Below are 15,337 nucleotides of genomic sequence, written 5' to 3'. Positions count from 1 at the left end.
TGGATTCGCAGGAATGGCAGCAGCAACGATAGGCTTGAAAGGTTTGCAGCTTAGACAGCAGAACATAGCTAATGCACAGGCGTATCAGGCACAGGCAAATGATGCTATTTATCAGATGAATGGCAGTCTGGTGAACTATGAACAGGAAAGACAAGATGCATATGATGAAGCTGTTACTTCTATCATGAAAACTCAGCAGAATGCATTACAGCTCAATTCACAGGTACAGGCAGCAGTAAATGAAGACATGGCTGGCGGTGGTAGAACAGCTGACCAGATCATGCGGAGTACAGTTGGAGATACTGCTAGAAATATAGCTTCTATTCAGGATAACTATTTACGAAAGAGCAATGAGATTGATTTGAACAAACTGACTACATTGAAGTCTACACAGCGTACAGTGGCGTCTTATAAAGAAGCGGCTAAACCAAATAAGAAGGCAGATATCCTGTCTTTGCTGGCAACAGGAATGCAGACATATGATGCATATCAGAATGTAAAAATAAATCGTAAGACAGGGGGACAGAAGTAATGGCAACAAATGTAGCAAATGCCGTAGGTACACAGAGACAGTTTGCACCTCAGGTACGAGATACATACCAGAAGCAGCTTATTGTTCCTTCTGGAAGTACGACAGCAGGAGCAGGATCTAAGGCAGCTAGTCTTGCAAAAGCACTTGGGGTGCTGGGAGACACTATCCTTAGTCACATGTCACAACAGGATGCTAGAGATGAAAAGTACGGCAAATTCATGGCAGAAGTGATTAAGAATGACCCGAACAATGCAGGAAAGATTCTGACTTCTTCTCAGCAGATGCTTGCTAACTCTAATCACAAAGAACTGTTAGACAATCCCTATACCATGGCTGCACTGGATAAGTATCGTGGCGAAAATGCAATTCGTGATATTCGTAACCGATATGAGCAGGACGTAGTAGCTAAAGAGGGTGAAGTACTGTCTGAGGGTGACGAAAGAGCCAGATGGTTGAATTATGTAGAAGCACACAGACGAGAATACAACATTGGAGAAGACTGGGAAAAGGCTAATGAAGACGCACAGGTCACAGGGGATTCTGCTCCTAACAGTGCATCGGCTCTGGGAAGTATCAAACCTATTTCCAGTTTTCAGCACAATGGAGATTCTAAGTTCTTTGCTCTTGGGTTCTATGAAAACATGGACACCTACACCCAGAATAACATCAATAGACAGATGGCAGAAGCAGGGAAGAATAGAGAAGCGATTCGCTCTGCTTCTTTTACTGCCAAACTGTCAGACATTATGAGTGCAGAGCATGTGTCTCAGACCCCTATTGAGACACAGATAGAAGAAATCGAACAGGCATGTACTGATTATGAAGATTCTGGTGGTTCTTTCTATGCTATGCTTCCCATGATGTCTAAGGCAGTTGATGAACGTATTGCAAACAATGGTGGTAAGGATTTAGACAAAATCTTTGAAGCACGCGCCTATATAGATGCGGACGGAAGAGAGTGGAAGCTGAAAGAACTTCTGCCTTATGAAGATTTCCATGGTTCTGGAATTGCTATGGACGGTGCCCTTAGAGAAAAGTACATGGCAGATATTGTTGATGGGCTACAGAAATGCACATCTCTGGATGAGTTTGACAAAAAGGTAGAGCAGATTAAGAAAGACAATCCTCATATTGCTGCTGTCATGGCACAGAAGAGCATGTTCACCTCTATGCGTGAAGATAAGCGGAGAGAGATTGAATACCAGAGCAGAGTAAGATCTTCTGGGCGTTCTGGGGCAGTAGGGAAAGCAGCTGCCGTGGCATTGGATAGTGCAACACAGCAGAACATTTCTCAATGGTTTAGTGCTTTATGTAAAGGCAATTCTTATGGTGGTGGTTCTCCTATCACGGCACCATTACAGAAGAGTGTGCAGAATGCAGATGGGAGTGTATCTAAGAAAGCACTGACAGAGCAGGAAGTCATTGGGGCAGGTCAGACACTCTTGAAAGGAATTTTGTCTTCATTTTCTAATGGAGAAATTGATCTGAATGAATGTGTCAGACAGGAAGGCAAACTTCTTACTGCTCCTCAGATGAAAGCATTTAAGAATAGTTTGAATTTTGCTGTCAACTCTTCTCTTATGGATGCGATGAATATTGATTGGGATACAGCAACGTATGATACGCCAGCATTGCAGAATATTCAGACAGCTCTTGATATTTATCATGCAAACCCAGCACTGGCAGGTTCTGTATTTAATAGTAGCACTTTACGTGACATTTCAGCCTTGTCTTCCCTGTCACAGGTAGAAGATGGGATTTCTTATCATTCTGAAGAGGGATTTGATGGGTTGAAGAAGGCAATGCAGCTCTATGGAAATGTGTATCAGCAGGAGCATAACGAAGACACAAAAGACATTATGGAGACACGCCTTAATGATGCCATGTCTAATGCAGACAACACAGCAATGCAGATAGAGACGATGGGAACAAATGCAGATGGCTCACTTATCTTCAATGGTGTCTATGGTATCAATGATCCTAGCCTTCGTGGAAAAATCAGAAATCTGGCAAAAGTCTATATCTACAATGGTATGGACGGAGACGAAGCAGTAAAACAGGCAGCTGACCAGATTAGAGGGCAATACTTTGATTATCATGAAAGAGGGATAGACTGTATCGTTCCTAAGGATTTCTTTACAGGGGTAGATCAGGAAGACTATGTAAATAAGGGAAGATCTGCACGTCAGGCAATCACGCACCTAATTGATACTTTTGGGGGCACAGATAGTGTGAATGTTGTCTATGATCCATCAACAAACGTGCTTGGATTCATGAACAGCAGTACGCAGGAACAGCAGTATTTCTCTCCAGATGAATTTTCTGCTTACGTCAACGACTTGCTTACCCCAGACCCAGATACAGGTGTGTCTGAAATGGATAACCTTGTAGCAGAAGAGCAGGAACAGTATGAAGAAAGACATCACTGGATTACTGAAGATGAAGTGGAAGATAACCCAACAGAAGTTTATAGTGTATTGAATTACAGATAATTTAAGTGCAGAAAGAGAAATTAAGATGACTTATTATGAATTAGCAGAAAGGGCAGCACAAGTTGCTAATGAAACCTTAGGCACAAACAACATTGATCCTCACTGGATCTATGCACAATGGCGTCTTGAATCCTCAGATTTTACTTCTGACTTAGCAAAAGAAAACAATAACTATGGTGGGGTTACGCAGGAAGAACCTAATGGGGAAGAAAATAGATTGAAGGGGACTAATCTATACTTTAAGATATTTGATTCTCCAGAAGAGTATGCAGAGTATATGGGGCATTATCTTGCAAAATATGCTCCATATGGGATTGGGGACGCACATGACGTAGATTCTTACTTAGATGCATTATATGCAGGAAACTATTTTACAGAGAAGGACAATGAGGATAACAAATATTATGATGGAATAAAGGCTAAACTTGGTGAAGAGTATTCTCCTATCACTGCTGTTGGCTCTATTCCTGTAGATAGACAGGGGCATTCTAGGTATGGTCATGAATATGTACCAGATGCTCCTGCTCCTATGGAAGAACGTGACCCCATTTCCAGATTTGTGGATGCTGCTGATGATGCAATTCTTGATAGTGGTGTCACATCTTCTCTGCGTTATCTTTGGTCATGGATTAACCCAGCTGTCAGAGGGAGTGTGTCTATACCTGGGTTTAGTACCCCTTATACACCCAGTGATGAGGAAATTGACTATGTAAAGAAGCTGATGCCTAATGACCCTACAGCACAGAACTTTGTACTGACTAATTCATATTCGCAAGACCACCTGTTTATGTTGGCTGCTATGAAGAAACAGGATTATGATCGGGCAGTACGTCTCGCACAGGATGAGCAGATGCAGGGCTATAACATCGCTGGCATTGCAGGTTCTTTAGCTGGTGGGATGCTTGAACCAGTGAACCTTGCTCTCATGGCTACAGGACTTAGCGAAGGGGCGCTTATTGCAAAAGGTATCAAATCCGTGGCAGGCGGTATCGGTGCTAAGTATCTTGGTGGCGTTACTGCTGATACTATGGTAGGACAGCTTGCAAGAATGTTTGGTACTAATGCAGACAAACTCTCTATGTTTGCTAAATCTAAGGTAGCGCGAATGGCAGCTAATGCAGCTACAGGTGCTTCTATGATGGGGCTAGACAGAGCGTTGTCTAACAAATATGGGGGATTTGAAGCAAACTATGCACAGTACATGGTACAGGCAGCAATCCTTGGCAATGCGTTTGATGCGATGCGTACTGTTAAGGGAGTATTACCTAAATCTAAAACTCTTCAGAAAGTATATGGGCACTTGAACCGTAGTGAAGACAACATGCTTACTGGGGCTTTTGGCATGAAACCAACAGACACCATAAAGAAGCGTGTCAATACTGAACTGAAACAGATCAGTGAATCTACGGAACTGGAAGATGTGAAGCTGTCTGGTAAAGAAGCAAAAGAGAACAAGGCAAAGAAAGATAATCTGAAACTGACTGGCAAAGTGACAGAAGAGACAATGCCGTCCTCTGGCGTTAAAGCGAAGGCAGCTAAACCTATTGATACAATGAGACGCCGTTTGAAGCTCAAAGTGAAAGAAATGAAAGAGATGGGGCTGAATGATGTAGGGAAAAATTGCTTTGTTCTGTCTAGTAATCAGGCAACTGCTTTTGCAACAAAACACGGTATAAAGATTACTAACAGACAAACGGCTTTCACAGTGCCAGGAACAGGACAGTATGTCATTATCGGAGACAGAGTAGCGTCTAAACGTGCCCTTGCAGATGTAGTTAGAGATATGCACACTATGACAACAGGGTTAAGAGATGTTATTGGTTCTGCTTACAAGGAGATTCTTAGAGATAAGAAAGTAAATGTAAATAGCAGAACCAGTATCTATGACCTTTTGGAAGATAAGAACTGGGATTTACACAACTATACAGTACGTAGAGTTCTCAGTCTTGCAAGAGCAAATATCTACGCTTTACGTGGAATTAAGACCAAAAAGCCAAAAGACGCCACGCTATTGAAGTGGGTAAAGGCTTCTGCATATGAACAGAAGTATAGAGACACTCCTATCAAGGTATCACCCGATGGGACAGCATACATCTATGATACTGCTTTTGATAAGGACAGTCCTGTCAACTTCCATGCTGAGATGGTTTGGGATGCTGAGCAGAAAGAAGTGGATGACTGGATGCATCGTTCATTACCTCACTGGTTCCCTACACGGCTGGGGAAACATCTGGAAGCAGGTGGGCTGTTTAAGACAATCTATGGCGTACTTGGTCATTCAAGACTTCTTGCAGTTCGTAGCTTGAATGACTTTCTCTTTGAACCAACACGAGGAAGAATTGCAGCACGAGCTAATCCTGTTGTCGGTGAACGTATTAAGCAGTATTTGCAGCAGCGTGTAAAACCAATGCTAAATGATTATTATGATGCTAGAAATGCTTGGTTGCAGAAAAATAAATTCTATAAATTTCAGGGGCAGTATAGACTGGAATTTGATAGACAGGTACAGCAGTGTTTCAATGCACAGTATGCAGGAAACAAAGCTGGGTTGTCTCCGAATGAAATGGTTTGGGATCCTGAGGTCATCAAAGCAGCAGAAACAATCAAGAAGATCAGAGAAGGGTGTCTCACCATGATGCAGGAAGATTCTCAGTTTCATGGTGGTGGTGGTTACGGTAGTTATATTGATAAAGACTGGAAGCCACTTGATCTTGAATTTACTCGTAAAGTAGACAATGAGATGCTGACACGCCTTGTGGACTTCATGGATGGTGACACTGAGACATGCATGAAAAAGATGTATGAATATGCTCAGATGGCTTGTAAGAGGGATGTTGTCAGAAAGCAGATGGAAGCAGATGCAAAAAGACGATACCTCAAAGTTCACAAAGAATGGGAAGACAAAATGTTTAGTGGGCGTGTTCCTAAACCAGAATTTAATGAGACAAACAAACGCTCAAAGCAAGGAAAGGCGCTTAAAGATGCTGGCTATCAAAAGACAGTAGGAAAGCAACTGGAACTAGACACTTCTACTATTCCAGAAGAACCGCAGCTTGAAAAGGTTACGAAGGCTATGGTTGAGGAAGAGATTGATAAAAGATGTAAGGCTTGGGCACGGGGTGTTATTGACCAGAACGCCAGTGAGACATGTTTCTCTGGCGGTAAATATGGTGTAAGTATTCCCCAGTTCTTGAAATCTCGACTTCCTATGGATACTACAGTACATATGCCTATTGCGAACAAAGCAGGGACAACGCTTGATTTCTCATTTGATTCTCATCTTCGTGATGTGAACACAGACAGAATCATCAATTCCTACATTGATCGTGTTTGTGGCGAAGTGGCTGTCTTTGATTCCATCGGAAATTGGAGACAAACTGGTGTTCTTGATGATGTGGCAAAACAGCTTGAATTAGGCATTAAAGCAGGTAAGATTACTAAGTCAGCAGCAAAGGAACAGAAAGACGCTTTGACAGAAGGGATGTCTAGGTTGCTCTCTACACATGTAGACACAAAGCCTAAAACTCCCTGGGATGCTTTCTCTGAATTGTTCAGAACTAAATCCTATGCAGACGTTGGTGGACAGATGTTCATGGCACAGCTTGGTGAATTTGGTTCTGCAATGGCATACGCAGGAACTCGTGTTTTGTATAAGTCAATCCCAATCCTTAGACAGATGAGACGTGCTATGCTCTCTGCATCTGAAAAAGAACTGGAAGATTTTGCAAAAGAAGCACAGGTAAGATTGTATGGAAGAGAACTGAATACTAGATTCTGGGATAGGAACTCTGATTATGAAGCACGGTCTTTTAGAGACGCCCTTGGTTATTCTAGTGTCTGGGGAAAGAGACTTGATAAGGCACAGGAGACAATGAAGATATTCTCCAATATTACATCCACGCTGAATCAGCTCCCTAAACTGACTGACTGGATGATTAGACAAACTAGGGAAAGTGGCTTCATTGATGCTATCAAATGGGCTAGAGGAGAAAAGATTTCCAGTACTCGTGACCCATTCAGCAAATACTTATTGGATGCAGCACATGTACAGGATGTAGACAAACTGAAAGCACACATCAAAAAATATCTTGATAGTGACAAATTTGATCCAGATGTCTTTGACAAATGGAGAAAAGAAGACCATCAGACTTTCTTTGAATTTAGAAATCTGCTTGAAAACTACAGCAGACGTGGCATTCAGCAGATGTCTATCGGGAACACCCCTCTTTTGAAGGAAAAGAACTGGTTTACTAAGCTGTTGTTTCAGTTCAAAGATTATTCTCTTCGTGCAGTGAATGACCAGACACTCAGAGCTTTGTCTTCTCGTCAGATGGATGATGCACTGGCTGCACTAGCTTCAATGGGAACGAACTGCATGTCTTATATGGGCTTGGTGTACCTTAGAGCGTTGGTGAAATACCCTAATGATCCAGAAGGAAGAAAAGAGTACATTGCTAAACAGTTGACACCAGGTAGACTTGCATGGGCTGCTTTCTCTCGTGGGGCTATCACTGGCTCTATTCCTTCCTTTGGTTCAGACATCTATGAAATCATGACTGGCACTCCTATGATGCGTACTACTGTAGATAACTCTTCTAAGACCTCAGGGACAGGGAAAGAGATGAAAGCAGGTTCTATTGTAGGTCGTGCAGTAGACCAGATGCCAGCTGTATCTTCTACTATCAATCCAATCATGGGGATTGGGGGGAGTGTCTATAACTCTACAGTTGGTGATGGAATGTCACAGGAAGATATGGCAAATATTATGAAGACTATCCCATTCAATGGATTCTGGGGCATGACACTTCTTGCGTCTGAAATTAGAGATGCCAGCGGTGTAAAGAAACGGAAAGAGATGAATAAGGAGAAGAAGCAACGTGAACGAAAGAACCGCTATAAGATTGGTGCTGCTTCTGGGAACAATAGCAATGCAAATTCTGATATTTCTTCAATCATGAATGTTAAATAGTAAAGGAGCTTAACTTTGGCTAAAGAAAGAAAGGCTTCTGTAATTTATGAAGGGAATGCTAGTCAGCTTGTCTATGCATTCCCTTTTGATTATTTACGGAAGAAATTTGTAAAGGTAGAAGACATTTACACCAACAGTACAGAACTTACTATGGGTGTGGATTATACGGTAGAAGACAAACAGGTACGACTTGTGAAAGGTATTCCACTTGGACATTCTGTTAAGATTTATCGTGAGACAACTACTGATCCTCTGGTAGAGTGGCAGGATGCTTCTGTACTTAGAAGTGCTGACTTGTCTTTACAGGAAGTGCAGCTCTTGCATCTTGCGGAAGAAACATCTGATAAGGTCTTTGATTCTGGGATGTCTACTGCATATGATAATCCTAATTGCTGGGATGGACAGTATAAAAGAATTATCAATGCTCTTGATCCTATTGAGGATGGAGATGTTGTAACTCTTAGATACATTAAAGCTAATCAGGACAGTCTCTTGAATCAGCTTAAAAGCACAGGTGCAGCCCAGAATGCTTCTATTGTAGCTACTGGGGATGCTCAGAATGCGCGTTTGACTGCTACAGGAGACACTCAGAATACCCGACTGACCACTACAGGAGATACGCAAAACACTCGTTTGGTGACTACTGGGAACTCTTACGTCAACACTATGACCACTTTAAGAGACGCTACTACTACTAAGGCTACTGAAGCTAACAATAGTGCAGATCTTGCTAAGAAGTGGGCTGTGTCTACTTCTAGTCCAGATGGGGATACTAACAGTAAGTCCTCTAAGACTTGGGCCGCGGCAGCTAAGGTGCTTGCTGGTAATGCAGCTGCTTCTGCTAGTGCTGCTCAGTCTAGTGCAGATTCCAGTGCATCTTATGTAGCTACTGCTTCTTCTAGTGCAAATGCAGCAAAGCAAAGTGCATTATCAAGTGCTAATAGTGCATCAGCAGCATCTTCTAGTGCTTCTAATGCATCTACAAGTGCTTCTAATGCAAAGATAAGTGAAACTAAGGCAGCATCTAGTGCAGCAGCAGCAGCTCAGAGTGCTATTGATGCTGCTAAGTTTGACCCTTCTAGCTACTATATGAAGACAGAAACTTATACTAAGGAAGAAGTAGACAATAAGATCAGTAATATTGATTTGAGTCAGTATGCTACTACAACTTATGTGCGTACAGCTATCGCGTCAGCAAGGGAATCTATTGAAGCTAATATTCCTACAAAGACTTCTCAGCTGACTAATGATAGTGGATTTGCAGTAATCAGCAACGGACACCTTGTTATTAACGGAAGTGAGTTATGGATAGAATGAGTGACTTAGGTGCAATTTTTCATGTCAAAAAGGCTGGGGTGCAGTATGATGCTCATGCCTATACGACAATAGATGAATGTCCCTATCCGAACCTTAAAATAAAGTTTAAGGGGCAACAGACATACGTTAAGATGGAACAGGGAAAAGGTAATGGAGATGTTCCATGCTATGCAAAAGATAAAGCTGGAGTGATCTATCAGGTAAGAGCGGGAGCTATCCCTACAGGAACTGTACTCTTCGAAGGTGGAAAGTTTACGGTTCCAATGGGAATAACTGTTCTTAAAATCAATTATGAGGATGACGATTCACAATATGTTGGTGTAACTCCGGGAAGTACACATACACTAGAGATTGACACAACAGAAGGAAATGAAGATATAGAGTACGATGTTGAGGTATATTGTAACGATCATCGAGCAATTTGGTTTTATACTGCTTGGCGGGATGAACCCTACTTGGGGGAACCCGATGCTTCTGTATATATAAGTTGGTCTCCAGAAATTAACAAACATGTCACAGATAGCAATGATTATAAATAAAAGGAAAGGTGATTATCATGTTCGCTTATCCACCAACACCACCAGCTATCAATAGCTTCGGAGGTGAAGTAAATGATGTAGAGGAAGTAAGGAGAGCTAGAGTAGACCCTTGTGGCTCTCTCACTTTCTTTATTTCTAAAAAAGAAAACAGTGTCTATGTAAAGTACATTGATCTTAGTGGTCTTCCTGTTATTGAAGTATACGAAAAAGCAAAAGGGCAGGAAGAAAGTTTGAATGAAAGGTTAAAGACACTTGAAGAAAAAGTAGATACATTGATTGCTAAAAGCAAAGGAGACTAATCATGAACACTAACATTGAAACAGCTCTTATGTCATTGATAGGTAGTGATCCACGCTTCCAGAGGGCAATGACTATGCTTCAGGGAAAGACCCCAGCAGAAATGCAGCAAGTTGTTATGAACATGATTTCTACACAAGGTATTTCTCAGACACAGCTCGCTCCTCTTATTTCCGATATAAAGCAGAAATTTGCTATGTTTGGTATTCAGCTCTGAGCGTACGGCAGAGTTGATATATACAGTTCTCTTATTATTTTTACGAAAGGAATGGTGATTCTATGGAGAACGGTATGAGTGGTGTGCAACCTGTATTCAATCTGAATGAAAAGACAGGCGCAGGTTTCGGTGGTAGTGAATGGTTGTGGGTAGTCGTTTTATTCGTATTACTCGGTGGTGGTGGTAATCTCTTTGGTAACAAAGGGAATACTGCAACTCAGGCAGACATTCAGAGAGGGTTTGATTACTCTAATGAAATGTCTCAGATGCGTGGGCTGACCTATGGACAGGCTAATAGCACCTATGCTCTCACGAATGGTATCAATGGTCTGGAGAAGACTGTCATGCAGGGCAACTTTGGTCTTATGCAGCAGCTTGCTCAGAATCAGCAGGCATCTCAGATGTGCTGCTGTGAGACGAACAGAAACATTGATGCAGTTCGTACAGAAGGGTATAGGAACACTTGTAGCATCGTAGAAGCTATCAAAGAGGATGGAGAGAAGACCAGAGCAATGTTCTCTGCATACCAGATGGCAGAACTGAAGGCTAAACTGGAAGAAAGGGATAGACAACTCATGGCAGCGAATATCCTGAATGGTCAGACAGCACAGACTGCGGATCTTGTTCAGAGACTTCGCCCTGCTCCTGTTCCTGCTTTCATTGTTCCAAATCCTTTGGCACCTACAGGTACTACTACACCTACTACTTAGTAATAAGTTAGTCGGTAAGTTTAATATGGTGGGGAGTGTCTTTTGGCACTCCCTATTATATTTATATTAAACATGCTATACTATAGGCAGAAAGAAGGGATAAATATGATCGCAACATTAGCTGTTATTGCGTTCTTCATTGCAGCTGCTATTGTAGAAGAAAAAGGAGACGTATCATATGCAGGAGCATGTATGATTGTTTTTGTATTTCTCTCTTTCGTTGTTTCTCCTATAGTAGGTATACTTCTTGTATTGTTCAAATTATTATGATTTTGCACAGCACTAGATAAGTGCTGTTTTTTTTTTTGTATGTGAGGGAAGCATGAACTTCTTAGACAGTATCGTTTCTGTTCTGACCATCGCAACACTGGTGAGTAGTGGGTTCAATTATCTTGTAATCCGCCCTATTCAGAAGACGATTGACATGAACACTAAGGTTTTATCTGAACTGAAAAGAGAAGTAGAAATGAGTGCAGCAGACAGACGTGCATTAGATGCTAGGATGACAGCTATGGAAATGGCACATCGTATTAACAATGATCGTATTGCACGTATGGAGGATATGTGGGACAAATTAAATCAAAACTAATCAAAGTGTTGTCTACATTCAAGCCAAAGAGACGAGACAAAGAATCCATGACATTGATTAAGTTCAATGTCAATTTTTTAATTCTTTGTCTTTTTATTTATTTGACAATGACAGCATATGAATGGATTATGACAGGACACCCTAATATCCCAGAATTTAGACAGTTCATTATTGTCGTGATTGGGATGACAGCCACTATAACTTTGCTTAGTAGGTGGCTTTATGATGCAGACAAACATGGGGTGCCTGATGAAGTAAAGAAAGAAAATGGAAGGAGATTCCCATATGACCCCAGATGAATTTATTGAAATGATTGGAAATACTGCTGGTGATGTCTGTGCAGAATATAATCTTCCAGCGTCTGTATGCATTGCACAGGCTATTCTTGAAAGTGGTTGGGGTAGGTACTGCATTGGGCAGTATAACTACTTTGGACGTAAATGGAATGGCTGGGGCAATTATGTACGACAGCAGACTACTGAATATGAAAATGGGCACTATGTAACCATCTATGACAAATTCCAGTCTTATGAAACACTGGAAGAAGCTATTAGAGACTGGTGTATCCTTATTACTGAAGACTACAAATATGCTGAAGTTGTAGAAGCATGGGAAAGTACTTGGTCTGTAGAAGACTTTGTACGCACTCTTGCACCGATTTATGCCACTGACCCTGACTATGCAGACAAGGTGCTGTCTACGATTAGAGCAAATGATCTTGATAGATATGATGGATGGGGTGATGAAGATGTTTGAAATTGATCCTGCACTTTTGGATGAAATTGCACAGGGTGAAGTACAAGCGATCCGTGAAGGGCTTGCTGACCCAGAAATGCGGAAAGACCCACGTTTCCTTGACCGTGTAAGAAAATTCTTGAAAGACAATGATTTGATTGTCTCCCCTCGCACTAAGGGTGTTGCAGACATACAGCAGCAGATTGAGCGTCAGCGCATCCCCATTTTTGATGATGTGAAAGACGGTGTAGATATTGATCGACTTAACTGATTTTACAGAAGCATGCTGGACAGAAGATCAAATTAAAAGGGCGCATGAGGACTTTCGTATCTTTGTGTTCATTGTCTGGAAATCTATTAGTCTTCCAGACCCTACACCTATCCAATATGATATTGCAAAGTACCTTATGAACACCCCTACAGACCGAAGTATCGTTGAGGGCTTCCGTGGGGTAGCAAAGTCTTTTTTGACTTGTGCTTACACAGTTTGGATGCTTTGGAAAGACCCTCAATTAAAGGTATTAGTTGTATCTGCATCTAAACATAGAGCAGATGCGAATGCTATTTTTATTAAACGTATTATTTACTTGATACCTTTCTTGCAGCATTTACAGACACAGCGAGGACAGCGAGATACCCAGAATCTATTTGATGTCGGCCCTGCTGTTCCTGATATTTCTCCTTCTGTAAAGTCTGTAGGGATCACAGGGCAGATTACAGGTTCTCGTGCAGACATTCTGATTGCTGATGACGTAGAAGTACCTAAAAATTCAGGCACTCAGATACAGAGGGATAAACTAGGAGAGGCTGTAAAGGAATTTGATGCAATCTTAAAACCTGGTGGTAAAATCATTTATTTGGGAACTCCTCAGAATGAAATGAGTCTCTATAATGAATTAACTAAACGTGGTTATAGCAGATGCATCTGGCCTGTCTTATATCCAGCATCTACAGAAGAAAGAGAGGCATATGGGGATGATTTAGCCCCCTTTATCGCAGATTCTTATGATACAGACCCAGAGTTTTATGCTGATAAGTGCATACCTACAGACCCTGATAGATTCAATCTAGAGGAAATTGAGAAGCGTAAACTGTCTTATGGTAAGGCTGGGTTTGCTCTTCAGTTCATGCTCAGTACGAATCTATCTGATGCAGAGAAGTATCCACTTAAAGTCCAGGACTTGATTGTAGCGGATTTGGACATGAATGAAGCTAGTCTAAAATGGTCTTGGACTGCTGATCCTACAAAGAGATGGAAAGACATTGCGTCTGTTGCTCTTAAAGGTGACTACTTCTATTCTCCTCTCTTGCAGTCCCCAGAAACAGCTGAATACACTGGAACAGTTATGGCTATTGACCCATCTGGACGTGGTAAGGATGAAACAGCATATGCAATCATCAAATACCTTAATGGCTATTTGTTCTTGATGGAAAGTGGTGGTTATACCTCTGGTTACAGCGATAACACATTGGAGACACTGGCTAACAAAGCTAAGTTCTGGAAGGTCAACACAGTTGTCTATGAATCTAACTTTGGTGATGGTATGTTTGGCAAACTTCTTGCTCCTATCTTTACCAGAATCTATCCATGTGCTTTGGAAGAAATCAGAAGTAAGGCACAGAAGGAACAGCGTATTATAGACACCCTTGAACCTGTTATGATGAGACACAAGCTCATTGTCAATAAAGGGGTAATCACTGCTGACTATAAGACGTATGAATCTAGTCCTAACTATTCTTTAATCTATCAAATGACACGTCTCACCAATGAAAGAGGAGCACTTGCTCATGATGATAGATTGGATGCTGTCACTATGGCTGTAGAGTTCTTTGCTAATTCTATGGATAGGGATTATCAAACAGGGATGGATGAACAACTGGATGAGTTACTTGAACAATGGGATGACCCAGACAGAGGTATCTTCTATATTCCAGAACTGAATCAGACAAACCCTAGACCTGTTGGCAGAGAGAACTATAGCAAGGTGAAACTGGCAATGTTAAAGGATCTAAACACAGCGGAGAAAGTTTCATATAAAAGACAACTCTAGTTTAGGAGATACCTAATAAATTCCTAATTGTGGCACATAAATACGAAGTGGTTAATTGTGGCACGCTATGGGGAGACTGAGGGAATCTATATTATATACATGTATCTCTTGTTTCTGTAACTTGGAACTCTATGAAATAAGAGATATATGTTTCCTACACTAGGTATAGCATGTGAATCACTATGTGTGTAAACTATTAGAACTTTCAATGTGACATACCGAAGGTCTTAATCCTTTATTACAGTATTGAGAATGAAAATAGGTGATTCTAAAGTGATTGATTTTAATGGTATAAACAAAAGAAATATACTCATTGTTCTTATTCTGATGATTTTCTTTATTGGAACAACAACAATGATTTACCATTATGGATATGATAAAGGGTATAAAGAAGGAACAACAAAAACAACTACAACTACAGATTCCTATACTTCACCCTCTTTGACTACTGAAATAACAGCATCAAGTAAAACCAATATGTCTGATCCAGATTTGATTCTGAATAACCACTATCATGCAGTCATCAATGGTACTGATATTCAGATACCAGTCAAAGATAAGTACATTAAAGAGACATTAAAAGACACACCTTCTTCTCCTTCATCCTCTACTACTTCCACCACTGCGCGTGTCGATCAAACGCTAGACCTCACACCCCTCTTCAAAGACTACGAAAAGAAGCACAAGTGGGAAGTGGGGACTGGGATAGGAAGGGTGTCTAATGAATGGTACGTTCCAATTGAAGTACAAAGGAATTTTGGGTACAATAAAGGTGTGTCTTTTCAACTGAATGTCAAAGACAACAAAGTTGATGGATTTCAAGCAAGTTACAAGATTAGATTTTGATTAGAAGAGGTAGTAGCCTGATAGTAGTATTATCCCTAAAAGA

Annotated in this window: 15 protein-coding genes; all 15 read left to right on the top strand. The window is 41.2% G+C overall.

Features of this window, described 5'->3' with window-relative positions; all coding sequences use genetic code 11:
- The first annotated feature begins 13 nt into the window (after positions 1-13).
- The 15 genes from ACGG9R_RS08605 (at position 14) to ACGG9R_RS08535 (ending at position 15,294) form a co-directional block, all read left to right on the top strand.
- On the top strand, positions 14-532 hold the full coding sequence (locus tag ACGG9R_RS08605) for a hypothetical protein (RefSeq protein WP_390153979.1): 519 nt from the start codon (positions 14-16) through the stop codon (positions 530-532).
- The gene (locus ACGG9R_RS08600) at positions 532-3,024 is read left to right on the top strand and encodes a hypothetical protein (protein WP_390153976.1); all 2,493 of its coding nucleotides are present in this window, start codon (positions 532-534) and stop codon (positions 3,022-3,024) included. The genes ACGG9R_RS08605 and ACGG9R_RS08600 overlap by 1 nt, the downstream gene beginning before the upstream one ends.
- A 25-nt stretch (positions 3,025-3,049) precedes the next feature.
- Complete coding sequence (locus ACGG9R_RS08595; RefSeq protein WP_390153973.1) at positions 3,050-7,993, top strand: glucosaminidase domain-containing protein; 4,944 nt, start codon at positions 3,050-3,052, stop codon at positions 7,991-7,993.
- Between the two features lie 15 nt (positions 7,994-8,008).
- Positions 8,009-9,310, top strand: a complete 1,302-nt coding sequence (locus ACGG9R_RS08590) for a phage tail fiber protein (RefSeq protein WP_390153970.1) — start codon at positions 8,009-8,011, stop codon at positions 9,308-9,310.
- Positions 9,298-9,849: a hypothetical protein gene (locus ACGG9R_RS08585; protein WP_390153967.1), complete on the top strand. Its 552-nt coding sequence runs from the start codon at positions 9,298-9,300 to the stop codon at positions 9,847-9,849. The genes ACGG9R_RS08590 and ACGG9R_RS08585 overlap by 13 nt, the downstream gene beginning before the upstream one ends.
- 17 nt (positions 9,850-9,866) lie before the next feature.
- Positions 9,867-10,148, top strand: coding sequence for a hypothetical protein (locus tag ACGG9R_RS08580; protein ID WP_390153964.1), 282 nt, complete (start codon positions 9,867-9,869; stop codon positions 10,146-10,148).
- A 2-nt stretch (positions 10,149-10,150) separates the two neighbouring features.
- A complete protein-coding gene (locus ACGG9R_RS08575; RefSeq protein WP_390153961.1) occupies positions 10,151-10,363 on the top strand; it encodes a hypothetical protein in 213 nt (70 codons plus the stop codon).
- Positions 10,364-10,437: 74 nt separating this feature from the next.
- The gene (locus ACGG9R_RS08570) at positions 10,438-11,073 is read left to right on the top strand and encodes a hypothetical protein (RefSeq protein WP_390153958.1); all 636 of its coding nucleotides are present in this window, start codon (positions 10,438-10,440) and stop codon (positions 11,071-11,073) included.
- A gap of 105 nt (positions 11,074-11,178) precedes the next feature.
- A complete protein-coding gene (locus ACGG9R_RS08565) occupies positions 11,179-11,343 on the top strand; it encodes a hypothetical protein (protein ID WP_390153955.1) in 165 nt (54 codons plus the stop codon).
- 52 nt (positions 11,344-11,395) lie between these two features.
- Positions 11,396-11,662, top strand: coding sequence for a hypothetical protein (locus ACGG9R_RS08560; protein ID WP_390153952.1), 267 nt, complete (start codon positions 11,396-11,398; stop codon positions 11,660-11,662).
- Positions 11,638-11,961, top strand: a complete 324-nt coding sequence (locus ACGG9R_RS08555; protein WP_390153950.1) for a hypothetical protein — start codon at positions 11,638-11,640, stop codon at positions 11,959-11,961. Before ACGG9R_RS08560 ends, ACGG9R_RS08555 begins: the two co-directional genes overlap by 25 nt.
- A complete protein-coding gene (locus ACGG9R_RS08550) occupies positions 11,948-12,418 on the top strand; it encodes a glycoside hydrolase family 73 protein (RefSeq protein ID WP_390153947.1) in 471 nt (156 codons plus the stop codon). Before ACGG9R_RS08555 ends, ACGG9R_RS08550 begins: the two co-directional genes overlap by 14 nt.
- Positions 12,411-12,668 carry a hypothetical protein gene (locus ACGG9R_RS08545; RefSeq protein ID WP_390153944.1) on the top strand — a complete coding sequence of 86 codons (258 nt, stop codon included), beginning with the start codon at positions 12,411-12,413 and terminating at the stop codon, positions 12,666-12,668. Before ACGG9R_RS08550 ends, ACGG9R_RS08545 begins: the two co-directional genes overlap by 8 nt.
- Positions 12,652-14,448: a phage terminase large subunit gene (terL, locus tag ACGG9R_RS08540; protein WP_390153941.1), complete on the top strand. Its 1,797-nt coding sequence runs from the start codon at positions 12,652-12,654 to the stop codon at positions 14,446-14,448. The genes ACGG9R_RS08545 and terL overlap by 17 nt, the downstream gene beginning before the upstream one ends.
- Before the next feature lie 273 nt (positions 14,449-14,721).
- A complete protein-coding gene (locus ACGG9R_RS08535; protein WP_390153938.1) occupies positions 14,722-15,294 on the top strand; it encodes a hypothetical protein in 573 nt (190 codons plus the stop codon).
- The last annotated feature ends 43 nt before the right edge of the window (positions 15,295-15,337 follow it).

Source organism: Dialister sp. i34-0019-2H8, from assembly GCF_042846925.1.
Lineage (GTDB): Bacteria > Bacillota > Negativicutes > Veillonellales > Dialisteraceae > Dialister.
This window is presented reverse-complemented; position numbering and strand designations above follow the sequence as displayed.

What these genes read in the sequence shown, in the direction of transcription:
- ACGG9R_RS08545 (WP_390153944.1), top strand. Translation starts at nt 12,411, where the DNA reads ATGTTTGAAATTGATCCTGCACTTTTGGATGAAATTGCACAGGGTGAA.
- ACGG9R_RS08560 (WP_390153952.1), top strand. Translation starts at nt 11,396, where the DNA reads ATGAACTTCTTAGACAGTATCGTTTCTGTTCTGACCATCGCAACACTG.
- ACGG9R_RS08585 (WP_390153967.1), top strand. Translation starts at nt 9,298, where the DNA reads ATGGATAGAATGAGTGACTTAGGTGCAATTTTTCATGTCAAAAAGGCT.
- ACGG9R_RS08595 (WP_390153973.1), top strand. Translation starts at nt 3,050, where the DNA reads ATGACTTATTATGAATTAGCAGAAAGGGCAGCACAAGTTGCTAATGAA.
- ACGG9R_RS08565 (WP_390153955.1), top strand. Translation starts at nt 11,179, where the DNA reads ATGATCGCAACATTAGCTGTTATTGCGTTCTTCATTGCAGCTGCTATT.
- ACGG9R_RS08575 (WP_390153961.1), top strand. Translation starts at nt 10,151, where the DNA reads ATGAACACTAACATTGAAACAGCTCTTATGTCATTGATAGGTAGTGAT.
- ACGG9R_RS08605 (WP_390153979.1), top strand. Translation starts at nt 14, where the DNA reads ATGGCAGCAGCAACGATAGGCTTGAAAGGTTTGCAGCTTAGACAGCAG.
- ACGG9R_RS08570 (WP_390153958.1), top strand. Translation starts at nt 10,438, where the DNA reads ATGAGTGGTGTGCAACCTGTATTCAATCTGAATGAAAAGACAGGCGCA.
- ACGG9R_RS08600 (WP_390153976.1), top strand. Translation starts at nt 532, where the DNA reads ATGGCAACAAATGTAGCAAATGCCGTAGGTACACAGAGACAGTTTGCA.
- ACGG9R_RS08580 (WP_390153964.1), top strand. Translation starts at nt 9,867, where the DNA reads ATGTTCGCTTATCCACCAACACCACCAGCTATCAATAGCTTCGGAGGT.
- ACGG9R_RS08550 (WP_390153947.1), top strand. Translation starts at nt 11,948, where the DNA reads ATGACCCCAGATGAATTTATTGAAATGATTGGAAATACTGCTGGTGAT.